Here is a 25717-nt window from a genome sequence, read left to right as displayed (position 1 = left end):
TGGTTAAGGGATATATGCAACAGCCTGAGGCAGTAAAGCAGCTAACACTCTTCCCATACATGGCCCAATGCGCATAATTGATTTGATATTGGTATTAGATGTGCTATGGAGGCAATATCATGCTCGGTACGACCTGAAAGGCAAGCCTCGTGTATTGAGAAATTCTCAGAACATGCTTCCATGAGCATGAAGGGCAGTGCAGACGAGTTCTTTTTTTTTGCTCTTTTACCTGAAGCAGAACACGCTAAGGTAAAGGTGAAAAACCATGGCTACAAAGCCAACAGCTTTTTTCGCACGGGACTTGACAAAATAAGGGAAATGCTCAGAATGAAAGCAAAAGAATGGCACCAGAAGATAGAAACCTTTATCCGATGGATCAATCGACAAATTCAACACTACCAAAACACCACAATTTTAGTTGGGTAGAGTAGGCTGAAGTTAACGCTCATAACTACGTGACTTTACAAGTTAAACAAATGTAGCTTTGCAGTCAACCTTAATCAAGATGTACAGCTTCTGTACATCTTGTGAATCAATAGGTTATGTAGATATTGGTGAGTCGATCACCCCTTCAGCCTAACTCACCAGATTACTCACCTCTATTATGCGAAAAAGTGAATAATTTAGTGTCGTCCGGAAACGAAAAAACCCTGCAAACATTTGATTTGCAGGGTTTTAGCTGATTTTGGTATCGCTACCGGCAGAGAGTGAGGGATTCGAACCCCCGGACCTGTTACAGTCAACGGTTTTCAAGACCGCCGCGTTCGACCACTCCGCCAACTCTCTTTCTTAATTCGTGTACAAAAGTAGGGGGCTGGGTTGAATTATCAAAACGATACCACAAAATTTTTCAAGGCCATGGGCGTATCTGTTGTTAAAACCCTGACAGTGAACTCCATTTTTTATCCGATTGCGCAGACCTTTCTTCGTTTGCCTATACCGCTGTGCGCATGTATGGCCTTTCAGGCGCGTGCAGTGCGGGTGATGCGGGCGTTCTTTTTCCGCACCAGGCGCTTGGTCACTGTGTCGATGCTCACATTGATCTCGAAGCCCAGGATCAGGATCATGGAGATAAAGTCGAGCCAGATCATCAGACCGATAAGCGCCCCGATAGAGCCGTAGAACTTATTATAGCTATCGAAGGCTGTGATATAGAAGGAGAAGATCATGGACACCAGAAAGATGAGCCCGGTTGCCACCACGGCACCCGCCGAAAAGAAAGGCCACTTGTCTTCGATGGCGGGCACATAGTAGTAGATAAGCGACGTGGCCAGCAGAAACAGCAGCACAATGGCGATGTACTTCAGCACGATGAGCAGGGTATAGGTATAACTCTCCGTCACGACCTCGTAAAACACCAGCACGTCCAGCATCCACTGCCCGAAGAAGATGGTGGCCACCGCCGTGAAGAGGATAAAGGCCAGCACTACCGTCAGGGCGGTGGCGATCAGGCGCTTCTTCACGTACCTGCGCTTGTAAAAGGTATGGTACTTCTTGTCGAAGGCGTCCATCAGCGACATGATGCCGTTGGTGGAGAGCACCAGCGCAAACAGGAAACCGAACGAGAGCAGGCCCCCGCGCGGCTTGTTCACGATGTCCTCGATGGTGGTATAGGCCACGGCATACATCTCCTCGGGCATAAAGTCCTCGATAAAGCTGAAAATGCTCTGGCTCAGGTCCAGCGACAGCACGCTGGGGATGTATGGGATGAGCGTAAAAAGGAAGATGATACTCGGGAAAATGGCCAGGGTAAAGTTAAACGCCATATAGGAAGCCCGCTTCGTGATAGAGTCGAGTCGCAACTCCCCTATCAGCACATCGACGACATCGTATACCGATGACTGGCCGTCGTTGAACCGCCAGCGTTTCAGAAAAACGATGAACTTCCGATACGACCTACGGCGCTTCAGATATTGTTGGTTTAGCCTCATTCGCTAAAGTAAGAGTCCATTTTCTGGTGAATGAGCTCAGGCGCCGTCCTGGGGCGGCCCGTTTTCATGTCCACAAAAACCATGGTGGTCTCCCCTACATTCAAGAGGGTATCGTCCTGGTTATACACCTCATACGAGAAAAGTATGCGCGAGCCGCTGGGTTTGGTTTTCAGCAACAACTTTATCCGCAGCATGTCGTCGTACTTGGCGGGCCGGATGTACTTGCACTTCAGTTCAAGCACGGGCATCATGGTGCCGGTGGCCTCCATGTCTTTGTAATTTATACCCAGCCGCCTGAAAACCTCGGTACGGGCCACCTCATAATACGCCGCGTAGTTGCCGTAGTATACATACCCCATCTGGTCGGTTTCGGCATACCGCACGCGTATCTGCACTTCTGATTCGAACATGGTTTCGTTGATTGTTATTCGTTGCTCGTTAATCGCTATTGGTTGATTACTTGATGATGTTCTTAAATAAATTTTGGCTATTCGCCGACCTTTACTCAAGGTGTAGGGCACTAATTAACTTATCACGATCAACCAATAACGAATAACGAGCAACCACTATTTAAGAATATTCCGCTGCGTCAGTGCTCGTTGGTAGCGGCGGGCGTTGGCCACATGCTCTGCCTGCGTCACGGCAAAGCTGTGGTAGCCGGAAAAATCCTCTTTGGCGCAGAAATATATATACTGGTGCTGCTCCGGGTTCAGGACGGCGTCGATGCTGGAGATGTTCGGCACATTGATCGGGCCCGGCGGCAGTCCTTTATACATATAGGTGTTGTAGGGCGAGTCGTAGCGCAGGTGCACGTTCAGGACACGGCGGATGGTGAAGTCGCCCACCCCGAACACCACGGTCGGGTCGGCCTGCAGCAGCATGCCTTTCTGCAGCCGATTGAGGTATACCCCGGCCACGCGCGGCTTCTCATCGTTCTTAATGGTTTCGGCCTGCACGATAGAAGCCAGCGTGGACACCTGCTGCTGCGACAGGTTCAGCTTTTCGGCTTTGGCTTTTCGCTCCGCTGTCCAGAATTTGTCGTACTCGGTCTTCATGCGCTCCAGCAAAGCAGGCGCAGAGGTCGTCCAGTATACCTCGTAAGTGTTCGGGATGAACATGCTCACGATGTTGGTGGTGTCGAACCCGAGCGACTGCAGGTGGGCCGTGTCGTTCAGCAGGCTGTCCACTTCTTCCTCACTCGCCTCCACGTTGGCGGCAAGCTTTTGGGCAAGCTGACCACGCAGCCGGATGCTGTTGAAGGTCAGGTTTAGCGGGGTTTGCTTGCCCAGCCGTAGCGCCCCGATCAGCTGCCGGTTGCTCCAGCCATTCTCTATCTTGTAGCGCCCCGGTTTCACCAGTTCATCATAGTCCATCAGCTTCGACATAAACCGCATCGAGAGCTTGTCGATGATCGCGCCCGTTGCCTCCACAGAGTCCATCGCCTGGGTATAAGTAGCCCCTGTCGGGATGAGCACGAACGTATCGCGGTCTTTGGTGTCCACGTTCGAGGTATATACAATCTGGTAAGCGTAGTATGAAAAGCTCACGAACAAAAACAGGAACAGCGCGGTCAGGGCTGGGGCCAGCATGCTCTTCTCTTTTCTCTTTCTTCTCGGTTTGGGTGTATTCACTTTATTGGCTTTTTTAAAGTAAAAGGCCCGGGACATGGTGTAAGGTTCCGCGGCTGTCTATTTTCAGGGCTCAAAAATAACACTATTCTTCCTGATCTGGCTTATTTAAAGCAACTGAATTGAGGGGGCACCTTTGGTAGGGCCATCCGGGCAAGCTCGCAACTCCCGCCAGGGCAAAACCTGAAACGCTTGCACTGCTTATTAAGTATGAGTAGTTTTAATGCCTACCAGCAACCCATACCTAAACCGCTAAACCATGAGTAATGCTTCCCTCCTCCAGATCCATCCCGAAAACCCGCAACAGCGCAAAATACTGGAGGCTGTGGAGATCCTACGCAAAGGCGGAGTGATCATCTACCCCACCGACACGATCTACGGCATCGGCTGCGACATCCACAATGCCCGCGCCGTGGAGCGCGTATGCCAGATAAAAGGCGTGAAGCCCGACAAGGTGAACCTCTCTTTCATCTGCTCCGACCTCACTCATATTTCTGATTACGCCAAAATCGACACGCCTACCTACAAGGTGATGAAGAAGGCCCTGCCCGGTCCGTTCACGTTTGTGCTGGAGGCAAGCAGCCGTGTGCCCAAGTATGCCGGCAACAAGAAAACGGTGGGCATCCGGGTGCCGGACAATAACATTGCGCTGCAGTTGGTAAAAGAGTTGGGCAACCCTATTCTCTCCACCTCCATCCGCGACGACGATGAAGTGCTGGAGTACAGCACCGACCCGGAACTGATCTACGAACGGTATAAAAACCTGGTGGATGCCGTGATTGACGGTGGCCCGGGCAACAACATCGCCTCAACTGTGGTGGATGTCACCAACGACTTCGAAGTGCTCCGCGAAGGTGCCGGAGACATCGAACAATACCTTTAGAGTTCCGAATTATGAGTTCCGAGTTCCGAGTTGTATGATTTGAAACTCGGAACTCGGAACTCATAATTCGGAACTAAGCCGCTTGCGGCTTGCTGTGTTTCCAGCGTTTGTGGGTCCAGAGGTAGTCGGCGGGGCTGCGGCGGATGGACGCTTCGAGCTTTCTGGCAAAGAGCGTGGTGATGGGGTATTCATCGGCTTCTGTTGCTAAGGGCGCAGTGCCATCCCAAATCGTCTCGAAGGTGAGGGTATAATGGCCGCGGCTGGTGCGCTTCACGTCCAGAAACAGGACAGGGCAGTTAAAGCGGATCGCAATTTTCTCCGCGCCCACATAAAACGGGGTGTCCTGGTGCAGGAAAGTGGTCCAGAAGGTGATCTCGCTTTTCAGGGGTGTCTGGTCTGAGAGCATGGCCACGACGCGGGGCTTGTTGCGGTTAGCGGCGAAATCGCGCAGGGTATCTTTCATTTTGATGAGCGTTGCCCCCAGGTGCGTGCGTGCCTTCAGCATAAACGCATCGAAAAACGCATTGTTAAGGGGCTTGTAGATGCCTGCCGCCGGAAAACCGAACTGCACAGCCCCCGCCGAGAGCACCCACTCCCAGTTGCAGGAGTGCGAGCCCATGGTGATGGCGGTTTTGCCTTGCCGCACCAGGTCATCGAGCAAGTGCTGGTTGGCAAAGGTGATGCGGCGCTCCATCTCTTCCCTGCCCATCGACCGAAGCCGCAGCGTCTCTACGGCCACATCGGCAAACTGACGGTAAAAATCCTTCGCCACCCGCCGAAGCTCAGCTTCGCTTTTTTCAGGGAAGGCCCGGCGCAAATTGTCCAGCACTACTTTTTTCCGGTAGCCTATCAGGTGATACACGACCACATACATCACATCGGCCAGCACATAGAGCACAGGCAGCGGCAGCATCGACAGGCCTTTCAGCAAAAACCAGAGCGGGTAATAGACCGGGGGTATGGGTATAGCTTTCTTCATGGGTTAAACGCAGGCTACAAAGGTACAATCGGTGCCCCGCATTACGAAATTCGAGAATTGTGCTACTTTAGCAGCACGTGAGGTATAGCGTCTGCGTATTGCTCCTTAAAACCGATGCTTATACCCTCTCCCCTAATTCGTAATTATTAATTCGTAATTCATACCGCTTGATTCTCCTTACCGAAGCCCAATATAACCCGCCGGTGTCCTACTTCTGGCATGCCCTGCGCGCCGAAATCCTGCTGCTGGAGCAACACGAAAATTATATTAAACAAAGTTACCGCAATCGCTGCCACGTGCTCACGGCGCAGGGTGTGCAACCGCTCAGCGTGCCGGTGGTGAAGGGCAGCAGCAGGCACAAAACCCTGATCACGGAGATCGAGATAGACTATACCCAGAAATGGTATAACGTACACTGGCGCACCATACAGGCGGCCTACGGGCGGGCTCCCTATTTCGAGTTCTACACAGACTACCTGCAGGAGGTGTATGCCCGGCGTCCAAAATATTTATTCCAGCTTAACACGGATTTGTTGCGCCTTTATCTTAAATTACTAAAACTAAACAGGCCGCTCGGATTTACGGAGGCCTATCACCAGGAAAAGCAGGGCGAAAACGTGCTGGATATGAGAAACAGGATACATCCTAAAATCTATCCTGACATTTTGAACGTAAAACCTTATACGCAAGTATTTGGCAAACAATTTGTACCAGAGCTTAGTATACTTGACTTGTTGTTTACACAGGGGCCTGCTTCACTTTCCTTCCTTCAGTAAAGGCGGGCATCAGGCTAAACATTTGCGCTGCTCGGCTTGTTTAAGAATTGGCTTTTCCTGTTAGCCTCAATCAGTTACCATTTTTTGAAATTTTTAAGAATACACGGAGTATAGTAATAATACATGGAAGCAAAATTCTCAAACCGAGTGAAAGAGGTCATCTCGCTAAGCCGTGAGGAAGCTATTCGGCTCGGTCATGATTACATCGGCACCGAACATCTCGTGCTGGGTATGATTCGTGAGGGAGAAGGTACTGCAATTGCCCTGCTAAAAAAGCTTGGCGTTTCGATAGATGAGTTAAAGTACGCTTTAGAGCAGGCTACGCGAAATACAGCAACGCAGAGCAGTAACATTACCGGCAGCATCCCGCTAACGAAACAGACTGAGAAGGTTCTCAAGATAACCTACCTGGAGGCTAAAATCTTCAAGAGCGATATCATTGGCACAGAGCACCTCTTATTATCCATCCTTCGGGATGAAGACAATATATCTTCTCAAATTTTAGCGAAATTCAACGTGAACTACGAAGCAATAAGAGATTCCCTGGATTATCATAGCAATAATCCACTCGCGTCGTCAGACACTGACGATTCAGATGATTCAGACAAATTGTTCGGCAGCTCGTCCTCCCGCTCCGGCAGTACCAGCAAAAAGGCCGGTGAGAAGTCGCGCACCCCGGTGCTCGACAACTTTGGCCGCGACCTGACCAAGCTGGCCGAAGATGACAAGCTGGACCCGATTGTTGGCCGCGAAAAAGAGATTGAGCGTGTGGCCCAGGTTCTGAGCCGCCGCAAGAAAAACAACCCCATCCTGATAGGTGAGCCTGGTGTAGGTAAAACTGCTATTGCCGAGGGCCTTGCCCTGCGCATTATCCAGAAGAAGGTAAGCCGTGTGCTGTTCAACAAGCGCGTGGTAACCCTGGACCTTGCCTCGCTGGTGGCCGGCACAAAATACCGTGGCCAGTTTGAGGAGCGTATGAAGGCCGTGATGAACGAGCTCGAGAAGTCTCCGGACGTGATCCTGTTCATTGATGAGCTCCATACCATTGTGGGTGCCGGTGGCGCCTCAGGCTCCTTGGATGCCTCCAACATGTTCAAGCCAGCGCTCGCACGCGGCGAGATCCAATGCATCGGGGCCACTACTTTGGACGAGTACCGACAGTACATCGAGAAGGATGGTGCCCTGGCTCGTCGTTTCCAGATTGTGATGGTAGACCCTACCACACCGGAGGAAACGATCGAAATCCTGAATAACATCAAGGACAAGTATCAGGATCATCACCACGTAAACTATACCGATAAAGCCATTGAGGCCTGCGTGAAGCTTTCGGACCGCTATATGAGCGACCGCTTCCTGCCAGACAAGGCCATCGACATTCTGGATGAGGCTGGTGCGCGCGTGCACATCAACAACATTATTGTGCCGGATGATATCCTGAAGCTGGAAGAGCAGATCGAGAACATCAAGGTAGAGAAAAACCGCGTGGTGAAGAGCCAGAAATACGAAGAGGCCGCCCAACTCCGCGATAAAGAGAAGAAACTCATCGACCAGCTGGAGACAGCCAAGAAAAACTGGGAAGAGGAGACAAAGAAGAAACGCTATACCGTGAAGGAGGAAAATGTGGCAGAGGTAATTGCCATGATGACAGGTATACCGGTGAAGCGTATCGCGCAGAAAGAAGGCGTGAAGCTGCTTAACATGGGCGAAGAGCTCAAGGGCAGAGTAATTGGCCAGGACAAAGCGATCGGTCAGTTAGTGAAAGCCATTCAGCGTACTCGTGTGGGTCTGAAAGATCCTAAAAAGCCAATCGGCTCGTTCGTGTTCCTTGGCCCGACAGGTGTGGGTAAGACTGAGCTTGCGAAAGTGCTCGCCACATACCTCTTCGATAAAGAGGATTCGCTGGTGCGCATCGACATGAGCGAGTATATGGAGAAATTCAGCGTGTCTCGTTTAGTGGGAGCGCCTCCGGGATACGTGGGTTACGAAGAAGGCGGACAGCTGACAGAGAAGATCCGACGCAAGCCTTACTCTGTGGTGTTGCTGGATGAGATTGAGAAAGCGCACCCAGATGTATACAACCTGCTGCTGCAGGTGCTGGACGATGGTATCCTGACGGACGGACTGGGCCGCAAGGTCGATTTCCGGAACACGATCATTATCATGACCTCGAACATCGGTGCCCGCGATCTGCAGGACTTTGGAGCCGGTATTGGTTTCATGTCGAAGAGCAAGCAGGAAAACGTGGACGATATCATGAAAAGCACTATTGCCAGTGCCTTGCGGAAAACGTTCTCGCCTGAGTTCCTCAACCGTCTGGACGACGTGATTGTGTTCAACTCGCTCAACCGCGCGGACATGCACAAGATCATCGAGCTGTCTTTGAACAAGCTTTTCAAGCGCGTTCAAGCCTTGGGCTATGCCATCGAACTGACGAAAGAAGCGAAAGACTACGTGGCCGAGAAAGGGTATGATCCTAAGTATGGTGCCCGTCCGTTGAATCGCGCGATTCAGAAGTACATCGAGGACCCGATTGCCGAGGAAATCCTGAAGGCTGAGGTAAATCAGGGTGATGTGATTATGGTTGATCACAAAGAAGGAGACGAGAACCTCTCTTTCGTTTCGAAGAAGAGCAACGGCAAAAAGCTCAAGGGCGCTTCCGACGAAATGCCGGGGGAAGAAGAAAAGGAGCCAACCAAGTCATCTGATTCGGACAAGACCAAAGAATAAGCATGAAGTACATTGTTGATAAGGGCTGCCTGCAAAGGCAGCCCTTATTTTTTTCTCTTTTGCGCATCCCGGAATTCTGCTCCCCGCCTACTTAAAAAAAAGGCAACTCTACAGAATTTAGCTGCAGAGTTTTTAAATTTGAAAAATAACAATTTAGTCACACTGGATTAACTATACCCTACTCACATGGCAGGAGAAATCAAACAGAGCCAATTGGAAACCCTAGAGCGCAAAAACGCTGAGGCACTTTTAGGCGGCGGCCAGGACCGCATCGACGCACAGCACAAAAAAGGGAAGCTGACAGCACGTGAGCGCATTCACCTGCTCCTCGACGAAGGCTCCTTTGAAGAGATCGGCAAGTTTGTGATGCACCGCTCTAAAGACTTTGGCCTGGACAAGCAGTATTACCTGGGCGACGGCGTGGTGACGGGCTACGGCACCATACACGGTCGCCTGGTGTATGTCTTTTCTCAGGATTTCACGGTGCTCGGCGGTTCCCTGTCTGAGACTCATGCCGAGAAGATTGTGAAGGTAATGGAGTTGGCCATGAAAAACGGCGCACCGGTTATCGGGCTCAACGACTCGGGCGGAGCCCGCATTCAGGAAGGCGTAGTCTCGCTGGGGGGCTATGCGGATATTTTCTACCGCAACACGCTAGCCTCTGGCGTTATCCCGCAGATTTCGGCAGTGATGGGACCTTGCGCGGGCGGCGCGGTATACTCGCCAGCCATCACCGATTTCATCATGATGGTGGAAGACACCTCTTACATGTTTGTGACCGGCCCGAATGTGGTGAAAACCGTGACGCACGAGGACGTGACCTCCGAAGAGTTGGGCGGTGCCAGCACGCACAGCACCAAAAGCGGCGTCACGCACTTTTCCTGCGCCAACGAGGTAGAGTGCATCACCTACATCAAAAAACTGCTAAGCTATATACCCCAGAACTGCGAAGAGCTACCCCCTGCCCTGCCTTATGAGGCTTCCGGCGACGAGATGCGCAGCATCCTGGACACTATCATCCCGGAGAACCCAAACCAACCGTATGACATTCGCGAGGTGATCGATGGCATCATCGACACAGACTCCTTCTTTGAGGTGCACAAAAATTTTGGGGAGAACATCGTCGTCGGTTTTGCGCGCCTTGGCGGCCGAAGCGTCGGGATTGTGGGCAACCAGCCCGCTGTGTTGGCCGGTGTGCTTGACATTAACGCCAGTACAAAGGCTGCCCGCTTTGTGCGTTTCTGCGATTGCTTTAACGTGCCGCTGCTGGTGCTGGAAGATGTACCGGGCTTTCTGCCGGGCACTGACCAGGAGTGGCGCGGCATCATTACCAACGGTGCCAAGCTGCTGTATGCCTTCTGCGAGGCCACTGTGCCGCGCATCACCGTGATTACCCGCAAAGCGTATGGCGGCGCCTACGACGTGATGAACTCCAAGCACATTGGGGCCGATATGAACTTTGCCTGGCCAACCGCCGAGATCGCCGTGATGGGCGCACAGGGAGCGGCCGAGATTATCTTTAAGCGCGAGATTGCCGCCGCCGAAGACCCGGAGGCAAAACTGGCCGAGAAGGTGCAGGAGTATAAAGCCAAGTTTGCCACGCCATACCGCGCCGCGCACCGTGGTTTTATAGATGAGGTGATTTTGCCCTCCGAAACCAGAGCCAAGCTGATTAAGGCGTTTAAGATGCTTGAAAATAAAGCCGTTACCCTGCCCAGAAAGAAGCACGGAAACATTCCACTTTAAAAAAATTTGGATTAATTTTAGGGATTCTTTATGAATGTATGTACATAAAACTGTTTATAACAAGTCCCTACAGTGTATAAATCCTACCATCTAACGCATATGAGACAAGAATCTTTCGACTTTTTACAGCAGTACCTCAATAACTCCTCACCTACCGGATTCGAGTCTGAAGGCCAGAAGCTGTGGCTGGAGTATATCAAACCCTACATCGACTCATATTTCACGGACACTTACGGCACTGTGGTGGGCGTCATCAACCCTGAGGCGGAGTATAAAGTAGTGATTGAGGCGCATGCCGACGAAATCTCCTGGTTTGTGAACTACATCACGCCGGAGGGCTATATCTACGTGAGGCGCAACGGTGGCTCCGACGCGTTGATCGCCCCGTCCAAACGCGTGAATATTTATACCTCCAAAGGCATCGTAAAAGCCGTGTTCGGCTGGCCAGCCATCCATGTGCGCAAAGTGGAGAACGAGAAAGCCCCTGCCATCGACACCGTGTTTCTGGACTGTGGCGCTAAAAACCGCGAAGAGGTGGAGGAAATGGGGGTGCATGTGGGGTGCGTGATTACTTTCGAAGACGAGTTTACAGTGATGAACGACCGCTACTATGTGGGCCGCGCGCTTGATAACCGCATCGGGGGCTTTATGATTGCCGAGGTGGCGCGCATGCTGAAGGAGAACAACAAGCAGCTGCCGTTTGGGCTTTACATCGTGAATGCGGTGCAGGAGGAGATCGGGCTCCGCGGCGCGGAGATGATTGCGCACCGCATCAAACCGGACGTGGCCATTATCACCGACGTAACACACGACACACAGTCGCCGATGTATGAGAAGAAGACGAGCGGCGACATCCACTGCGGCAAAGGCCCCGTGATTGCCTATGGCCCCGCGGTGCAGAACAACCTCCGCGACCTGATCATCAACACCGCAAAGGAGAAGGAAATACCGTTCCAGCGCTCTGCTGTTTCACGTGCAACCGGCACCGATACCGATGCCTTCGCTTACTCTAACGCCGGTGTGGCCTCGGCCCTCATCTCGCTTCCGCTCAAGTATATGCACACCACCGTCGAAACCGTGCACAAGGACGATGTGGAGAGCGTGATCAAGATGATTTACGAGACAGTGCTCAAGATTCAGGACAAGCAGGACTTCCGCTACCTGAGCTAATCACATAACGAAACGCCTCCGGACCTATATTCGGAGGCGTTTCGTTTTATGCTTGTATCACTCCGTTACCGGCTTTCTGTATATGAACCGCTACCTGTTCTGGGCCCTGATTATCCTGCCATGGATTGTACTGGCTGTGTACCTGAGCAGACCCAAGGACGATCCCCGTGTCACGGCGTTTATACTTGTGTCGCTGGTCATACATCTGGGCATTATCTTCAACATTCGCAGAAACGCGGTGGGCCTGACAGTAGCCGAAACGCTCAAGGCTTTTGTGCCGCTCTGGGGAACCAAAGAATTTAAGCGCCTGTACTTCCAGAAGGTATAGCCATATAGGAAACGCCTGCGGCACAACAACGCAAAGGTCTTTTCTGGGCGCTGCGAGGTTTTCGAACGCTTTAACTTGTCATTCTAAAAGTGATTTTTACTGATCAAATGCACCACCGGATTACGCTGCCCGCCTTGCCGCAGCGGATCGTTTCACTGGTGCCTTCCCAAACGGAACTGCTCTTCGACTTAGGCTTGGCTGACCGTGTGGTGGGCATCACGAAGTTCTGTATACATCCTGAAGCGACGGTGAAGGAGAAAGCGATCATCGGCGGCACCAAGAACTTTCATTTCGATCAAATCAATGCGCTGCAGCCCGATTTGATTATCGGAAACAAGGAGGAAAACTACAAAGAAGGCATTGAGGCTTTGCAGCAGAAGCACCCGGTATGGATGAGCGATATTTATACCCTGGAGGATGCGCTGCAGATGATCCAGCAAATTGGCCAATTGACGGGCACAGCAGCAAAGGCCACCGAACTGGCCCTGAACATCAGTGCGGGCTTTGGCGGTCTGAAGCCAATGCAACCGCCCGTCAGCACGGCGTATTTTATCTGGCGCAAACCCTATATGGCAGTGGGCAACCAAAACATCATCGACTACATGCTGCAACGCTGCGGCTTCCGGAACGCCTTTTCAGGCCTAAACCGTTACCCCGAAATCATACCCGAACTGTTACACGAGGCCAACCCAAGGCTCATTTTGCTTTCATCGGAGCCATACCCTTTCCAGGAAAAACACATTGAGGAGTTCAGAGCACATTGCCCCGATGCGGTGATACAAGTGGTTGATGGCGAGATGTTCAGCTGGTATGGCAGCAGGCTGCTGCACGCGCCCGGTTACCTGCAACAGGTGATTGGGGAGGTAGAGCGGCTTATTGCCTCGAAGGCCTGATTTTCTCTAAAACCCGCGTGGCGCGGTTGGCAATGGCTGTGAAGTCAGCGGCATCCTGTGCAATTTCGGTTTGGGTTTTGCGCAGCACCTCGCGCCTGTTTAAGGGGCTATCCAACTCTGTTAATTTGATCACCTGCCCCATTCGTTTCCGGGCGGGGGCATCTTGCGGCAGAAGCAGTTGCTGCTCCAGCTTCTCTACTAAACTTTGCCGGAATTCCTTTTTCTCCAGCGCCTCTTCGTCCAGCAACCGGAAGACGGCGGCCACCGTTTCATCTTCGTGCGCACTCTGAAGGGCAATGTCAATAAGCTGCGCCGTTGTAGGCAGCGGAAGCCGGATCAGCAGTTGGTAACCGCCGCCCTGTGCGGCGGAAGTGGCATAACACAGGAACCAGAATGCGCCCGTGTCCGAGTGTTTATACACGGCGGCGTAACCTCCGGCAGCGGTTTCCTGCAGTTCCATGTGCTGCAGGAGTTCTTTTATCTGCCCCGCGTCCCCGTATAAACGCCGCCCGGCCATCAGTCATTCTCCTGTATCTCGAACCCTACCTTTTGCAGGTCTTCCCAGAAACGGGGGTATGATTTGCGCACCACGCTCGGCTCCTGTATCTCTACGGGCTCCAGTAAAGCAAGCGGCGCGAAGGCCATGGCCATCCGGTGATCCTGGTAGGTACGGAACGACAGCTCCTGCTTTGTCAGGATGCCCGGTGTGAGCCTGAACACCTCCGGCGTGATTTCCTCCAGACCGGAGTTCATGGAGAGCACCTCAATCTGGAGGGCCTGAATACGGTCTGTTTCTTTGATGCGCAGGCTTTCCAGCCCGGTCATGTCCAAGCTGATGCCCTTGCCGGCACCCAGCGCAACAATGGTCTGGGCCAGGTCCGGGCAATCGGAGAAATCGAAGGAGGCGTGCCGCTCATGCTCTTTCTTAGTGAGGCGAACGCCCTCCCCTGTAAACATGGTGTATACTCCCAGGCGGCTCATGATGTCCACGATCGCGCGGTCGCCCTGGAATGATTTTTCCTTCAGTCCCAGCAGCGTGATATCTGCCTCTTTGGCCAGCGCCACCAAACTATACCAGTAGCTTGCCGCCGACCAGTCCGACTCCACGCTAAAGGTGGTGGCACGGTATGGCTGGTGCGGCACCGTGATGGTGCTTCCCTCAAAAGCAGCCTTCACCCCGAAATGCTCCATCAGCGAGAGCGTCATCTCGATGTATGGCCGCGAGCCGATCTTGCCCTCCAACTCCAGCTCCAGCCCCTCGGGCAGCAGCGGCCCCACCATCAGAAGCGCCGATATATACTGGCTGCTGATGTCGCTGCGCACGCGCAGGTGGCGCTTGCCGTTTCCGGCAAAACCCCTCATCTGCAGCGGCGGATACCCTTCCTCGCCCAGATACGCAATGTCAGCGCCCAGCTCGCGCAGCGCCTCCACCAGTATCTTGATCGGGCGCTGGCACATGCGGTCGGTTCCGGTAAGCGTTTTTCGTTGCTCCGTCACGGCGTAGTAAGCCGTCAGAAAGCGCATCACGGTGCCTGCGTCCTCTGCGTCTATGGCGGCGGCATCGCTTTTAAGCAGGCGCTGCAGCAGTTGGGTGTCATTCGCCTCGGAGAGATTCAGTAGCTCCGACTCCTGCCCGGACAGTGCCGCGATAATCAGCGCACGGTTTGCCTCGCTCTTGGAGGCGGGCAGCCTGATCTCGCCTTGCAGTTTACCAGTTGGGTGCATGAGCGTAACGGAGCGTAGTTTTTTTGATGATATCATAGTGACTGGTAATAGCGTAATGACTCTTTGATGTCGTGCAGGGTGATGGGTTGGTTGTAAACGGCGTGGCCGATGCCATTGAGCAAGGTGCAGTTGATGGACATGCCCGTGTTCTTCTTGTCCTGAAGCGCAAGGGCGGCAATCTGCTCCACATCGTCTTCCCGGATGGCCACCTTCTCGTAGATCATCTCCATAAACACCTCTATCTTGTCCAGGTCAGCTTTTGCGAGCAGCTCTTTTTTCTCGGACAGGAACGCCTCGCAGATCATCCCGACGGCAATAGCCTCGCCGTGCAGCAAGGCGCGGTCGGGTTGGCTCATCAGGTAGGTTTCCACGGCATGCCCCACGGTATGGCCGAAGTTCAGCACCTTGCGGTACCCGCCCTCCAACGGGTCAGCCTCCACCACCTGAGATTTGATGGCCACTGAATGCCATATCAGTTCCTCCCAGTTATCGGTCATCATACCGATGTTCCGTTGCTCCTCAAATTTGACGGCATCGGCAATAAGCCAGTGCTTGATGATCTCGGCATACCCGGATTTGAGCTGGCGGGGAGGCAGGGTTTGCAGGAAAGTGGGGTTGATGAACACAGCCTGCGGCTCCCGGTATACCCCGAGGTGGTTTTTGAGCCCCTGGAAATCGATGCCTGTTTTCCCGCCCACGCTGGCGTCTACCTGCGCCAGCAGCGTGGTGGGCACCTGCACAAAGAAGATCCCGCGCTTGAACACAGCCGCGCAGAAACCGCCCATATCCCCTATCACGCCACCACCGAGGTTCAACAGCACCGCCCAGCGGTCCAGGTGCAGTTCCGTCATCCGTTGCCAGATATAGGCGCAGGTTTCCAGCGTCTTGTGCTCCTCACCGCTCCTGACCTGGATCAGGTCATGCTCCGGGAGGTGCGGCTTCAGGAGCGGGTAGCAATGCGCCAGGGTATGTTCATCAAGCAGCACAACCACCTTGCTGAACGCCTTGTTCTGAAGCAGTATGGGCAGTTCCTCCAGCGCCTGCTGCCCGATATGTATCGTCTCTGTCATGGTTCGAACGTTAGTTTGTTGCCATCAAGTGTTTTCGCGCAATCTGCTGGGGCTAAGGTATGGCTCCGCGGGTTGCACCCGCAATATAGTAGCTACAGCCATACTTTTTCCTACCCAAAGGCAGAAAAGGCCAAATGATCTTGCCCGCTGCGAAAAAAAGATCAGAAAAATAAAGCCTGCGATGCTTACAACTTTTGCAACGGACTACCGCTAAAATTACAAAGTTACTAAACGCCAAATCAGAATAAAATCAACCTCGTAGCGGTTGTAAACACAGGCCAGAACAGCACGGTTTTTGACCTTCTGCTCTGGCAGAGACAGGGGTTGTGAACGCTGCCCGAAACACTATCTTTACAGCGAAATTTATACTTGCATGAACCTTACCACATCCGTGTCTTTTGATGACACAGCCATTGCGTTTTGCTCAAAATCCAACGCGGAGCTTTACAAACTTTATCTGCTGTTTAAGATGATGAACAGCAACTTTCTGGTGAAGGTGGGCGGTGGCCTGCTGAACACGGCCATCAACCTGCACCTGCCGGTAAAGTTCATTGTCAAAAAAACCGTTTTCGATCACTTTTGCGGCGGCGAGACGATTGAAGAGTCGGAACGGGCCATACAGGAGTTGAGCCGAAGCAACATCGGTACTATCCTGGATTACTCTGTAGAGGGGGAAGGCGATGAGAAAAGCTTTGACGCCACGCTGGCGGAGCTGCTGCGCACCGTGGAGAAGGCGCGTGGGCATGCGCTTATACCTTTCTCCGTGTTCAAAGTCACGGGCCTGATCGACATCAACCTGCTGCAGAAAGTGCAGGACCGCCAGGACTTGGGCGTAGCCGAGCGTGCGGCGTTTGAGCGCGGCCGCGACCGCATGAACACGCTGTGCCAGCGTTGCCACGAGGCCAACGTGCCGGTGTTTGTGGATGCTGAGGAAAGCTGGATACAGGACTCTATCGACAACCTGGCCTACGAGATGATGGCGCGCTACAATAAGGAGCGGGCCATTGTGTACAACACGTATCAGATGTATCGCCACGACCGCCTGGCCGTTATCCAACAGGACTACGCCACCGCTGTGAAAGAGGGATATTATTTGGGTGCGAAGCTGGTGCGTGGCGCCTATATGGAGAAAGAGCGCAGGCGCGCCCAGGCAATGGGTTACCCCGATCCGATCAACCCCAGCAAGGAGGCGTCAGACAAGCTGTTCGATGAGGCCATGCAGTTCTGCGTGGAGCATCTCGAAGGGATATACTTTTGCGCCGGAACGCACAACGAGCAGAGCCTATACCTGTTGATAGAGCTGATGGCCGAGCATAACATCGCCCCAAACGACAAGCGGGTTTACTTCTCCCAACTGTATGGCATGAGCGATAATCTGTCTTACAATCTCGCGCATGCCGGGTATAACGTCGCCAAGTACGTGCCGTATGGCCCCGTTGAGGCCGTCATGCCATACCTGCTGCGACGCGCCAACGAGAACACGGCCATCGCGGGGCAAAGCAGCCGGGAGTTTGGCCTCATACAAAGCGAGATGGAGCGCCGGAAGAAGCAACAAGCCGCATAGCAAAAGAAAAGGCCCGCTTAAACAGCCGGGCCTTTTCTTTTGCTATGCAGTAAAACACAACGGGACCTCGCGCCGAAGTACAAGGTCCCGTTATGTGTTTTTAGAACTATAAGCTTATCGCTGTAGTTCTTGCTTCAATTACTGAGCAGCTTCTTCAGTAACTACAGGAGTTTCAACAACAGTTGAATCAACGATTACTTCTTCTTCCATTACTGGAGCCTCTTCAACAACTTCAGTCTCAACAGCTTCTGTTTCAGTAGCTGCTTCTTCGTTGTTACAAGCAGAGAAAGTAAGAGCAAGAGCTACGATGGCGAAAGTGAATAAATTTTTCATTTTGTGTTTGTAATTAAGTTTTTGGTTTCGATTTTAACTTCATACCGGAACAAGCCATAGGTAACCCGGCTTTTTCAAAAAATTTAAAAATAATTTTTCAACGGGTTACATTGCGGCCCCAAACGTATTAAAATTGACAGGAATGAAGAAGAGTTTGTATGCGACGGATGAGGCAGTGATGGAGGGCATCCGGCACGATGATGAAAGAGCGCTTGCCTACCTGTACAAACTATACTACCCGATGATCTCTCATTTCATTTTGAGCAACAGCGGAACCGAAGACGAGGCGAAAGACATATATCAGGAGGGTGTGATTGTGTTCTACGAGAAGATCAAGGGCAACACGCTCGACCTGCACTGCCAGATCAAAACCTACCTGTATTCGGTGTGCCGCCGGCTGTGGCTGAAGCGGCTATCTGAAAAAGGCCGCTTCGTGATGAAGGTAGACGAGTCGGAGGAGTTCCTTCCGGTGGAGGAGGACTCCCAGCACCACGAAGAGCAGGAAAAGCAGTTCGGCATCATGGGCGAGTCGCTGGAGCAGTTAGGTGAACCCTGCCGCAGCTTGCTGGAGGATTTTTATATCAAGGCGCAGAACATGCAGGTGATTACGGAGAAGTATGGCTACACCAACTCCGATAACGCCAAAAACCAGAAGTACAAGTGCCTTCAGCGTCTCAAGAAATTGTTTTTCACCACCTATAAGCCCGGGGTGTGACCGGGTTGGGAAATATGACAGGCCTAGGCTAGGTCAAAGAGGAAAAGAAGATGTTAGAGTACCGCGCTTACGAGCAAATTGAAAGCTACCTGAAAGGAGATATGGCCGCCGAGGACAAGGTTGCCTTTGAAGCCTTGCTGCGCACCGACGCGCGTTTGGCGGAGCAGTTGCGCGAGCATAAGCAGTTGCTGCAAACACTGCAGGGCTTTGGCCAGCGCCGGAACCTGAGGCAGCAGCTTAACCGCTTCCATTCTGAACTGGAGTCGGATACAGTAGCCCCCACAGCCGCCCCGGCAGGCTGGAAGGTATACTGGAACCGCCATGCGCAGACGATTGCCGTTGCGGCCAGCGTATCGCTGCTTTCCGTCTTCGGTGCGCTCTGGAGCGTGCAGCAGTTGAAGGCGCCTGTGCGCCAGCAGACCGCACGTTACGTGGAGCTGCGCCGCGAGGTAGAACGGCTGAAGAAAACCCAGACAGCCATTATCAACGGCATCAACGACGCGTCGAAGCCTGCCCCCCGCTCAGCGGCGTTCAGCGGCACCGGCTTTGCCATCAGCGCCGATGGTTTCCTGGTTACCAGTTCGCACGTGGTAGAAGGGGCAGATTCTGTGCTAATCGAGAATGCGGCAGGGCACAAATACAAGGTAACTGAGGTATACCGCGATCAGATCCATGACCTTTCTATCCTGAAGGTGTCGGACCCGGCGTTTGTCTCGTTTGGCAACTTGCCTTATACCTTCAAGACGCAGGAGTCTGATTTAGGAGAGCGAGTATATACCCTGGGCTATCCGCGCGAAGACATTGTTTTTGGAGAGGGCTCACTGAGCTCATCCACCGGGTTTGAAGGTGACACTACTGCCTACCAAATCTCTATCCCTCTAAATCCAGGCAACAGCGGCGGCCCCCTGCTGGATGATAAAGGCAACCTGATCGGGGTAATCAGCGGAAAGCAGGCTGGCCAGGAAGGGGCGTCATTTGCCATCAAATCTGCATATTTACTGCAAATGATCTCCGAGCTGCCTTCTGAAGACACTTCCTCTGCTGCAGTTTTACAAAGGAATAATACACTTTCTGGACAGAGCAGGCCACAACAGCTAAAAAAATTAAAAGACTACGTTTTTGTAGTTAAGGTTTATAATTGATTCGCCAAAGGCCTCATTTTATTAGCCAGAAGCAATAATTCACATAATAACGAGGTTGTTTTAACAATCATAGCTTAACATTCAGTGCCATAAACCAGTTAAAAGTATAGTTACTTAAGAAATACGAATCTTCGAACTATTAAATTTTTAACTACGAGCTATGAAAAAGAAATCAATTTTACCAGTGGCACTTTCAGCAGCTTTGCTGTTTGGCTGTGCCAGTTCTAATGATACGATGAACGACGCTACCGCCACGGACGAAATGACCATGAGCGAAACCCAGACAATGGCTGGTAGCACCACGGATGACGACGCCTCCGCAACAATGCCAATGAATGATATGTCCTCACATGACATGTCCGCCCATATGGACCTATCCATGGAAAATCCGGTTGATGTGAACGACATGTTCGAAGACGTGAGCGACTCCAAGCAGTACGATATATTGACTCTGGCAAAGAAAACCCCAAACCTCTCTACATTTGTGGCCTTGGTTGAGCACGCGGGTTTGAAAGACGACCTGATGCGCGTGGGCGAAATGACTGTTTTTGCGCCTACAAACGTGGCCTTCGCCAAATTGGACAAGCAGAAACTAGAGATGCTGACTGAGCCCGGCAACAAGGCGCAACTTATGAATATACTACAGGCCCATGTGTTGCCAAGCAAGGTAAGTTCCGTACAATTTAACAGCAGCCAGCGCATCAAGCTCACTGAAGACAGCTACCTGCCTGTATCCGTTGGCATGAACGGCACCAGCATTACAGTTGGGGGAGCCACCATCGTAAAAAACAACATAGAGGCCTCTAATGGCTACATTCATGTTGTTGACAATGTGATTATGCCAAGTAAAGTCTCTGCTGAATAAGGAGCAGGATATCACGTATCCTCGCCCCGTTAAAACAGAAAGCCTTTCCCGCTTAGGAAAGGCTTTCTGTTTTAACGGGGCGGGGGAAAGCAAGTAGAAAATCAGGCGCGCCAACTGTGCTGCTAATCTCACCGTTCATATAAAGTCATTAAACCGAGACAACCACATGAGAATATACACTTGGGGAGCATTGGCTTTCGCTGTTTCTGTAAGCTATGGCTGCGCGAGTTCTGATACGACCGTGAACTATGAAGGCATGGCCACAGAGTCTCCCATTACAGATGAAAACGAGATAACCTCCTATACCCCTCCCGACACGGCAGGCTCCATGGATCGAGACGCTTACGTTTCCGCAGAGAACGAGCTTGGCAGCAACCAGAATATTATCGCTTTGGTGCAGCAGAACCCGGACCTTTCAACCTTCCTGGACCTTTTACGGGCCGCTGACCTGGTAGTAACCCTGGAAAGCCCCGCCAGCTACACAGTATTTGCGCCATCAAACAAAGCCTTTGCCGCGTTGCCTGAGGGTACCCTTGCCGCGCTTAAGGCACCATCCAACAAGATGGAACTTACCCGTATTTTGCAGGCGCACATACTCCCCATCAGGCTCTACACTGCTTCTCTGCAGCAGCACCCCGCGGTTACCACTGCACAAGGGGATGCACTAAAGGTAACACACAGCGACTCTGGGCTGATGGTGGGAGGGGCTCACGTCCTCACTCCCGATGTAAAAGCCGCCAACGGGGTGGTTCACGTTATCGATAAAGTGCTCGTGCCGCCATCGGCAGACAACCGGTAGCGAAGAAACAATGTAACCATCGCGGAAAGTCACCGTTAATTATCAGGCAGGAAAGAATTTTACATTCCTGCTTACGAACTTTTAAAACTGAAAAAGCTATGAACACAACAGATAAAGCGGGTATGATGACCGCCATGTTTCCTGATAGAGACACTGCAGAGCGTGCGTATGACGAACTAAGAGCTCGCGGCTACGAGAAAGACGATATAAATGTAGTTATGTCGGATGATGCGCGCAAGCGCCATTTCGGAGATGATGACAAAGAAGACACAACTGAGCTAGGCAACAAGTCGCTGGAAGGCACTGGGGCTGGTTCTGCCATCGGAGGTACTTTGGGCGCTATTATTGGCGCAGTGGCAGCTATTGGCACGTCAGTAGCTATCCCGGGCCTTGGCCTTGTAATTGCCGGTCCGTTGGCGGCAGGCCTTGCAGGCGCAGGTGCCGGTGGCCTTACTGGCGGACTTATCGGGGCACTGGTTGGTGCTGGCATACCGGAAGAACGCGCCAAGGTGTATGAGTCCGGTGTAAAAGAGGGCAACATTGTTCTTGGCTTCAGGCCACATAACGCGGAAGATGCGCGCTATTTCGAGACGCATTTCAACAAAAACAGAGGAGAGCACATCTATTATTAATCGGAGATAGCGGTTAATAGGCATCCTCAAATCAGAAAGCCAGTTTCCTATTTAAAGGGAACTGGCTTTCTCTTTTAGTCAGGTTTGATAATGCCATTTATACCTATACGCGAACTACACATAGGTATAACCCGGTATAGGGCAGCACCCGCTCTTCTCTTGAGGGTACGAGGTTTTGTGCAGGTATAAACTTGCGATTATGTGAACAGGCAAACGCTACCCATACTGAACGCCGGGAGTGCTTGCGGGTAATTTACAGGAGTTCTTTCAGCACGTTCCAGGTATGGCTTGCCAGCACCTTGTGCCCTTCTGCATTCGGGTGTATTCCATCGGGCAGGTTCAGGTACCGGTTTCCCACTACCCCTTCGAGCAAAAACGGGACAAACGACACTTTCTCTTTAAGCGCCAACTCCCGGAACAGCACCCTGAACTCAGCGGCGTAGCGCCCGGGCACAATATCCGGGATTTCCATCCCCGACAGGATAACCTTTACTTCAGGGAACGTATGGCGCACCTTATGGATGATCTCTCTCAGGTTTTTGGAGGTTTCGTGTACGGGTATGCCGCGCAGGCCATCGTTCGCCCCCAGCGCAAGCACCAGAATATCCACGGGCTCCTGTAGCCAGCGGTCAAGGCGTTGCAAGCCGCTGGCAGAGGTGTCTCCGCTAAGCCCCGCATTAATCGCCTTGTAAGCATACCCCTCCTCCTGCAGCTTTCTCTGGATGAGGCTTGGGTATGACTGGCCGGAAAGCAGACCATAGCCGGCAGTAAGGCTGTCGCCGAAAAACAGGATATTTTTCATTCTTCCTTTGTTTTAAACCTAGGTTGATGGTTTTCTTTTGGACATATACGCACTGCCGAAAACAAAAAGGGGCTACCATACCATGGTAACCCCCTTTTATTTTTAATCCAGGTGAGCTTAGTCTACGCTCTCTTTCATTTGGCGCAGCCGCTCGCAGGTAGCCAGAGACGAGTTCTTCTGCTTCTCTACCATCTGCACTACATTCTGAGGCAACTCTGCCTTATGGTCCAGGGCATCGTTGTACGCTTTTTGTGCCCACTCCTCGCCGTATATGTTAGACTCCACGATAGACTCTTCGTCGTTGCCGGTTACGGTAGCTTTCACGTCCATCCAGCCGCGGAAAATCTTTCCTTTCATGGTGGTGCCTTCTTCTCGCTCGCCCCCGAAGCTGCTCAGGGTGCTGTTTATCTCATTGGAGAATGACTTACTCTCCTGAATCAGGTCTTTGTAAAAAGATTTGTGCGCCGGGTTCTTTGTCTCCTCAGCGGCGTGCTTATACCCCTCCATTCTGTCGTTCACGAATTGGTTAAGCTCCTGTAAAACATCTATTGTTCTCTCGTTGTTAGTTTGCATAGTTTTAAAAGTATTTTGGTTCTTGAGTTAATGGAAACGAAAATACAGCCGGAAGAGTTATATAAACCTAAGCCCATTACAGTATAGCCAGGGAAGAGTAACCGCTAAAAGCAATTCGGGAACTGCCCCCTATGAATTAACGCATTTTCATACTACATTACGGGGTAATGCTTTTTGTGTGAATTTAAAAGCGATATGCGGCATTACTTTTGCGTATCAAGTTATAAGTCCAATCACTAAATAGATGCTATCATTGACAACCCGTTTCAAAATCATATTGTCGGTTTTCGCAGTAATTCTGCTGACAGGCTCGTTCATCCTTTACAGTCGCGACAACTCGCCGGAGGGCAAGAACCAGATCCTGATCAAAGCTCTGATGCAGGGCCTGAACTCCGGACACTACCAGCCTGAGAAGGTTGACGACGCTTTCTCCCAGAAAGTGTTTGACCTGTATTTGGACAGGATCGACTTTAACAAGAAATTCCTCCTTGCCTCTGATGTGCAGGCGCTGCGCAAATACAGAACGGCCATCGACGATCAGCTTCGCCAAGGCTCATTCGAGTTCTTTGACGTGTCTTCTGACCTCATCGGCCAGCGCATGAAAGACTCGGAGGCCTATTATAAGGAGATATTAGACAAGCCTTTTGATTTTTCGAAGGACGAGACGATTGAGACTGATGGCAAAAAGCTGGCTTATGCCAAAGACAAAGCCGATCTGAAGGAAGATTGGCGCAAGCAACTGAAATACCAGACGCTGATCAGGCTGGTAGACCTGCAGGAAGAGCAGCAAAAAGCCCTCGAGAAAGACAGCAAGGCAGCACAGAAAACACCTGCGGAGTTGGAGAAAGAGGCCCGTGAGAAGGTGAAAAAAACGTACGACGACCTGTACAGCCGTTTGGCTAAAATCAACAAAGATGACCGCCGCACGACTTATATCAACGCCATCACCAACGTGTATGATCCACATACCGGCTATTTCCCGCCGAAGGACAAGAGTAATTTCGACATTGAGTTTACTGGCCGTTTAGAGGGCATTGGCGCTTCGTTGCAGGAGAAAGACGGTCAGATTAAGGTGATGGAGATCGTGCCTGGCAGCCCATCTTATCTGCAGGGCGACTTAAAGCCGGGAGACGCGATCCAGAAAGTGGCGCAGGGCAACGGTGAGCCAGTTTTGGTGGAGGGCATGCGCCTCGACGACGCGATCCAGCTGATTCGGGGTAAGAAAGGCACAGAAGTTCGCCTCACCGTGAAAAAGCCGGATGGCTCATCCAAGGTTATTCCGATCGTGCGCGACATTATCGTGCTGGACGAGGGCTATGCGCAGTCAGCCATTATCAACGACAAAGAGAAGATAGGCTATATCAAACTGCCAGGTTTTTACGCCGACTTCCAGAACAAGGACGGTCGTTTTAGTGGCGCTGATGTGAAGCAGGAAATTGAGAAACTGAAGAAAGCCGGAATGGAAGGCCTGATTCTGGACCTCCGAAACAACGGCGGCGGCTCCCTTTCTGACGCTGTGGAGATGGCAGGCCTGTTTATTGAGCAGGGCCCCATTGTGCAGGTAAAGACAGCCTCTGGCAAAGCCGTGGTGCTTGACGACCGCGACACGCAGGTGCAGTACAGCGGCCCGCTGGTGATACTGGTGAATGCCAACAGTGCCTCGGCCTCCGAGATTCTGGCCGCAGCCATGCAGGATTACAAGCGCGCCGTGATTGTAGGCAGCCCAACGTATGGGAAAGGCACTGTGCAGCAGTTCTTCGAGCTGGATGATGCGCTTCCGTCGCAGTTCAATGCTTTTAAGCCGTTTGGCGCCCTGAAGCTCACCACACAAAAGTTTTACCGCATCAACGGAGGCACCACACAGCTACGCGGTGTGACACCAGACGTGATCTTACCGGATGCCTATGCATACCTTGAGTTTGGCGAGAAAGAGCAGGATTATCCGCTGCCCTTCGATGAGATTTCTCCGGCAAAATACGCTACCTGGAAAAATGGCAAGATAAACTTCCAGCAGATACAGGCCAACAGCAAGACCAGAATCGCGATGAACGAGAACTTCAAGCTAATCGAGGAAAGCGCAGAGCGCCTGAAAAAGCAGTCTGATAAGACAGAGCGTTCCCTGAAGCTGGAAAAATATATGGCAGAGGAGGCCAAAGCCGAGGCAATATCCAAGCGCTACGAGGCGGCCCAGAAAAACATACCTGTGCTGGACATCAAACGCCTGCAGCAAGATCTGCAAGCCCTGGGCACCGACACAGCCAAAGTGGCCCGCAGCAAAGAGTTTGTGAAAAGCCTTACGCAGGATGTGTATGTGGAGGAGGCAGTAGCAATCATCGAAAACGACCTGCATACAGTGGCAACAGTAAAGAAAGGCGTAAAATAAGCCTTCCCATACATATTTAAGAAAACGCCGGCTATGGTTTCATAGCCGGCGTT

25 protein-coding genes and 1 tRNA gene are annotated in these 25717 nt (G+C 52.0%); 15 read left to right on the top strand and 11 right to left on the bottom strand.

Annotated features, from left to right (window positions below):
* Window positions 1-180: 180 nt before the first annotated feature.
* Window positions 181-426, top strand: coding sequence for a hypothetical protein (locus MKJ04_RS13545; protein ID WP_241642184.1), 246 nt, complete (start codon window positions 181-183; stop codon window positions 424-426).
* A 275-nt stretch (window positions 427-701) separates the two neighbouring features.
* Here the strand turns inward: MKJ04_RS13545 and MKJ04_RS13540 are convergent.
* From MKJ04_RS13540 to mltG, 4 genes are all read right to left on the bottom strand, one after another.
* Window positions 702-786: transfer RNA gene (locus MKJ04_RS13540), tRNA-Ser, on the bottom strand.
* Between the two features lie 176 nt (window positions 787-962).
* Window positions 963-1931 carry a YihY/virulence factor BrkB family protein gene (locus tag MKJ04_RS13535; RefSeq protein WP_241642183.1) on the bottom strand — a complete coding sequence of 323 codons (969 nt, stop codon included), beginning with the start codon at window positions 1929-1931 and terminating at the stop codon, window positions 963-965.
* On the bottom strand, window positions 1928-2341 hold the full coding sequence (locus tag MKJ04_RS13530; RefSeq protein ID WP_241642182.1) for an acyl-CoA thioesterase: 414 nt from the start codon (window positions 2339-2341) through the stop codon (window positions 1928-1930). Before MKJ04_RS13530 ends, MKJ04_RS13535 begins: the two co-directional genes overlap by 4 nt.
* Before the next feature lie 156 nt (window positions 2342-2497).
* A complete protein-coding gene (gene mltG, locus MKJ04_RS13525) occupies window positions 2498-3520 on the bottom strand; it encodes an endolytic transglycosylase MltG (protein ID WP_241642188.1) in 1023 nt (340 codons plus the stop codon).
* A gap of 298 nt (window positions 3521-3818) precedes the next feature.
* Between mltG and MKJ04_RS13520 the strand changes: the two genes are divergently transcribed.
* On the top strand, window positions 3819-4442 hold the full coding sequence (locus MKJ04_RS13520; protein WP_241642181.1) for an L-threonylcarbamoyladenylate synthase: 624 nt from the start codon (window positions 3819-3821) through the stop codon (window positions 4440-4442).
* 73 nt (window positions 4443-4515) lie between these two features.
* Here MKJ04_RS13520 and MKJ04_RS13515 read toward each other — a convergent pair whose 3' ends face one another.
* Window positions 4516-5421, bottom strand: a complete 906-nt coding sequence (locus MKJ04_RS13515) for a lysophospholipid acyltransferase family protein (RefSeq protein WP_241642180.1) — start codon at window positions 5419-5421, stop codon at window positions 4516-4518.
* 167 nt (window positions 5422-5588) lie between these two features.
* On the opposite strand from MKJ04_RS13515, the gene MKJ04_RS13510 reads away from it, so the two are divergent.
* From MKJ04_RS13510 to MKJ04_RS13485, 6 genes are all read left to right on the top strand, one after another.
* Window positions 5589-6197 carry a WbqC family protein gene (locus tag MKJ04_RS13510; RefSeq protein WP_241642179.1) on the top strand — a complete coding sequence of 203 codons (609 nt, stop codon included), beginning with the start codon at window positions 5589-5591 and terminating at the stop codon, window positions 6195-6197.
* A 123-nt stretch (window positions 6198-6320) separates the two neighbouring features.
* A complete protein-coding gene (locus MKJ04_RS13505; RefSeq protein ID WP_241642178.1) occupies window positions 6321-8924 on the top strand; it encodes an ATP-dependent Clp protease ATP-binding subunit in 2604 nt (867 codons plus the stop codon).
* Between the two features lie 186 nt (window positions 8925-9110).
* Window positions 9111-10670, top strand: coding sequence for an acyl-CoA carboxylase subunit beta (locus MKJ04_RS13500; protein WP_241642177.1), 1560 nt, complete (start codon window positions 9111-9113; stop codon window positions 10668-10670).
* A gap of 99 nt (window positions 10671-10769) precedes the next feature.
* Window positions 10770-11840, top strand: a complete 1071-nt coding sequence (locus MKJ04_RS13495; protein WP_241642176.1) for a M42 family metallopeptidase — start codon at window positions 10770-10772, stop codon at window positions 11838-11840.
* Between the two features lie 82 nt (window positions 11841-11922).
* Window positions 11923-12168, top strand: a complete 246-nt coding sequence (locus MKJ04_RS13490; protein WP_241642175.1) for a hypothetical protein — start codon at window positions 11923-11925, stop codon at window positions 12166-12168.
* Between the two features lie 107 nt (window positions 12169-12275).
* Window positions 12276-13061, top strand: a complete 786-nt coding sequence (locus tag MKJ04_RS13485; protein WP_241642187.1) for an ABC transporter substrate-binding protein — start codon at window positions 12276-12278, stop codon at window positions 13059-13061.
* On the opposite strand, the gene MKJ04_RS13480 is transcribed toward MKJ04_RS13485, so the two are convergent.
* From MKJ04_RS13480 to aroB, 3 genes are read right to left on the bottom strand one after another with little or no spacing between them, the layout of a single operon-like run.
* Window positions 13042-13521 carry a hypothetical protein gene (locus MKJ04_RS13480; protein ID WP_241642174.1) on the bottom strand — a complete coding sequence of 160 codons (480 nt, stop codon included), beginning with the start codon at window positions 13519-13521 and terminating at the stop codon, window positions 13042-13044. The genes MKJ04_RS13485 and MKJ04_RS13480 overlap by 20 nt on opposite strands.
* A gap of 56 nt (window positions 13522-13577) precedes the next feature.
* Window positions 13578-14822: a 3-phosphoshikimate 1-carboxyvinyltransferase gene (locus MKJ04_RS13475; RefSeq protein ID WP_241642173.1), complete on the bottom strand. Its 1245-nt coding sequence runs from the start codon at window positions 14820-14822 to the stop codon at window positions 13578-13580.
* The gene (gene aroB, locus MKJ04_RS13470) at window positions 14819-15856 is read right to left on the bottom strand and encodes a 3-dehydroquinate synthase (RefSeq protein WP_241642172.1); all 1038 of its coding nucleotides are present in this window, start codon (window positions 15854-15856) and stop codon (window positions 14819-14821) included. Before aroB ends, MKJ04_RS13475 begins: the two co-directional genes overlap by 4 nt.
* A 373-nt stretch (window positions 15857-16229) precedes the next feature.
* Here aroB and MKJ04_RS13465 point away from each other — a divergent pair, with 373 nt between their 5' ends.
* Window positions 16230-17420, top strand: coding sequence for a proline dehydrogenase family protein (locus MKJ04_RS13465; protein ID WP_241642171.1), 1191 nt, complete (start codon window positions 16230-16232; stop codon window positions 17418-17420).
* A gap of 138 nt (window positions 17421-17558) precedes the next feature.
* Here the strand turns inward: MKJ04_RS13465 and MKJ04_RS13460 are convergent, their stop codons facing one another.
* Window positions 17559-17753, bottom strand: coding sequence for a hypothetical protein (locus MKJ04_RS13460; RefSeq protein ID WP_241642170.1), 195 nt, complete (start codon window positions 17751-17753; stop codon window positions 17559-17561).
* Window positions 17754-17895: 142 nt separating this feature from the next.
* Between MKJ04_RS13460 and MKJ04_RS13455 the strand changes: the two genes are divergently transcribed.
* From MKJ04_RS13455 to MKJ04_RS13435, 5 genes are all read left to right on the top strand, one after another.
* Entirely contained in the window at window positions 17896-18468 is a 573-nt protein-coding gene (locus MKJ04_RS13455; RefSeq protein WP_241642169.1) for an RNA polymerase sigma factor, read from the top strand.
* 50 nt (window positions 18469-18518) lie between these two features.
* Entirely contained in the window at window positions 18519-19610 is a 1092-nt protein-coding gene (locus tag MKJ04_RS13450) for a serine protease (protein ID WP_241642168.1), read from the top strand.
* Between the two features lie 160 nt (window positions 19611-19770).
* Window positions 19771-20475 (top strand): fasciclin domain-containing protein, encoded by a 705-nt coding sequence (locus tag MKJ04_RS13445; RefSeq protein ID WP_241642167.1) that lies wholly within the window; start codon window positions 19771-19773, stop codon window positions 20473-20475.
* Window positions 20476-20641: 166 nt separating this feature from the next.
* On the top strand, window positions 20642-21274 hold the full coding sequence (locus MKJ04_RS13440; protein ID WP_241642166.1) for a fasciclin domain-containing protein: 633 nt from the start codon (window positions 20642-20644) through the stop codon (window positions 21272-21274).
* A 98-nt stretch (window positions 21275-21372) separates the two neighbouring features.
* A complete protein-coding gene (locus tag MKJ04_RS13435) occupies window positions 21373-21906 on the top strand; it encodes a hypothetical protein (protein ID WP_241642165.1) in 534 nt (177 codons plus the stop codon).
* Window positions 21907-22159: 253 nt separating this feature from the next.
* Here MKJ04_RS13435 and MKJ04_RS13430 read toward each other — a convergent pair whose 3' ends face one another.
* On the bottom strand, window positions 22160-22708 hold the full coding sequence (locus MKJ04_RS13430; RefSeq protein ID WP_241642164.1) for an arylesterase: 549 nt from the start codon (window positions 22706-22708) through the stop codon (window positions 22160-22162).
* A gap of 117 nt (window positions 22709-22825) precedes the next feature.
* On the bottom strand, window positions 22826-23281 hold the full coding sequence (locus tag MKJ04_RS13425) for a ferritin-like domain-containing protein (protein ID WP_241642163.1): 456 nt from the start codon (window positions 23279-23281) through the stop codon (window positions 22826-22828).
* A 244-nt stretch (window positions 23282-23525) separates the two neighbouring features.
* Here MKJ04_RS13425 and MKJ04_RS13420 point away from each other — a divergent pair, with 244 nt between their 5' ends.
* Entirely contained in the window at window positions 23526-25664 is a 2139-nt protein-coding gene (locus MKJ04_RS13420; protein ID WP_241642162.1) for a carboxy terminal-processing peptidase, read from the top strand.
* Window positions 25665-25717: the final 53 nt, after the last annotated feature.

Origin of the sequence: Pontibacter sp. E15-1, from assembly GCF_022601975.1 — a bacterium.
GTDB lineage: Bacteria > Bacteroidota > Bacteroidia > Cytophagales > Hymenobacteraceae > Pontibacter.
This window is presented reverse-complemented; position numbering and strand designations above follow the sequence as displayed.

What these genes read in the sequence shown, in the direction of transcription:
- MKJ04_RS13545 (WP_241642184.1), top strand. Translation starts at nt 181, where the DNA reads ATGAGCATGAAGGGCAGTGCAGACGAGTTCTTTTTTTTTGCTCTTTTA.
- MKJ04_RS13535 (WP_241642183.1), bottom strand. Translation starts at nt 1,931, where the DNA reads ATGAGGCTAAACCAACAATATCTGAAGCGCCGTAGGTCGTATCGGAAG.
- MKJ04_RS13530 (WP_241642182.1), bottom strand. Translation starts at nt 2,341, where the DNA reads ATGTTCGAATCAGAAGTGCAGATACGCGTGCGGTATGCCGAAACCGAC.
- mltG (WP_241642188.1), bottom strand. Translation starts at nt 3,520, where the DNA reads ATGCTGGCCCCAGCCCTGACCGCGCTGTTCCTGTTTTTGTTCGTGAGC.
- MKJ04_RS13520 (WP_241642181.1), top strand. Translation starts at nt 3,819, where the DNA reads ATGAGTAATGCTTCCCTCCTCCAGATCCATCCCGAAAACCCGCAACAG.
- MKJ04_RS13515 (WP_241642180.1), bottom strand. Translation starts at nt 5,421, where the DNA reads ATGAAGAAAGCTATACCCATACCCCCGGTCTATTACCCGCTCTGGTTT.
- MKJ04_RS13505 (WP_241642178.1), top strand. Translation starts at nt 6,321, where the DNA reads ATGGAAGCAAAATTCTCAAACCGAGTGAAAGAGGTCATCTCGCTAAGC.
- MKJ04_RS13500 (WP_241642177.1), top strand. Translation starts at nt 9,111, where the DNA reads ATGGCAGGAGAAATCAAACAGAGCCAATTGGAAACCCTAGAGCGCAAA.
- MKJ04_RS13495 (WP_241642176.1), top strand. Translation starts at nt 10,770, where the DNA reads ATGAGACAAGAATCTTTCGACTTTTTACAGCAGTACCTCAATAACTCC.
- MKJ04_RS13490 (WP_241642175.1), top strand. Translation starts at nt 11,923, where the DNA reads ATGAACCGCTACCTGTTCTGGGCCCTGATTATCCTGCCATGGATTGTA.
- MKJ04_RS13485 (WP_241642187.1), top strand. Translation starts at nt 12,276, where the DNA reads ATGCACCACCGGATTACGCTGCCCGCCTTGCCGCAGCGGATCGTTTCA.
- MKJ04_RS13480 (WP_241642174.1), bottom strand. Translation starts at nt 13,521, where the DNA reads ATGGAACTGCAGGAAACCGCTGCCGGAGGTTACGCCGCCGTGTATAAA.
- MKJ04_RS13475 (WP_241642173.1), bottom strand. Translation starts at nt 14,822, where the DNA reads ATGATATCATCAAAAAAACTACGCTCCGTTACGCTCATGCACCCAACT.
- aroB (WP_241642172.1), bottom strand. Translation starts at nt 15,856, where the DNA reads ATGACAGAGACGATACATATCGGGCAGCAGGCGCTGGAGGAACTGCCC.
- MKJ04_RS13465 (WP_241642171.1), top strand. Translation starts at nt 16,230, where the DNA reads ATGAACCTTACCACATCCGTGTCTTTTGATGACACAGCCATTGCGTTT.
- MKJ04_RS13460 (WP_241642170.1), bottom strand. Translation starts at nt 17,753, where the DNA reads ATGAAAAATTTATTCACTTTCGCCATCGTAGCTCTTGCTCTTACTTTC.
- MKJ04_RS13455 (WP_241642169.1), top strand. Translation starts at nt 17,896, where the DNA reads ATGAAGAAGAGTTTGTATGCGACGGATGAGGCAGTGATGGAGGGCATC.
- MKJ04_RS13450 (WP_241642168.1), top strand. Translation starts at nt 18,519, where the DNA reads ATGTTAGAGTACCGCGCTTACGAGCAAATTGAAAGCTACCTGAAAGGA.
- MKJ04_RS13445 (WP_241642167.1), top strand. Translation starts at nt 19,771, where the DNA reads ATGAAAAAGAAATCAATTTTACCAGTGGCACTTTCAGCAGCTTTGCTG.
- MKJ04_RS13440 (WP_241642166.1), top strand. Translation starts at nt 20,642, where the DNA reads ATGAGAATATACACTTGGGGAGCATTGGCTTTCGCTGTTTCTGTAAGC.
- MKJ04_RS13435 (WP_241642165.1), top strand. Translation starts at nt 21,373, where the DNA reads ATGAACACAACAGATAAAGCGGGTATGATGACCGCCATGTTTCCTGAT.
- MKJ04_RS13430 (WP_241642164.1), bottom strand. Translation starts at nt 22,708, where the DNA reads ATGAAAAATATCCTGTTTTTCGGCGACAGCCTTACTGCCGGCTATGGT.
- MKJ04_RS13425 (WP_241642163.1), bottom strand. Translation starts at nt 23,281, where the DNA reads ATGCAAACTAACAACGAGAGAACAATAGATGTTTTACAGGAGCTTAAC.
- MKJ04_RS13420 (WP_241642162.1), top strand. Translation starts at nt 23,526, where the DNA reads ATGCTATCATTGACAACCCGTTTCAAAATCATATTGTCGGTTTTCGCA.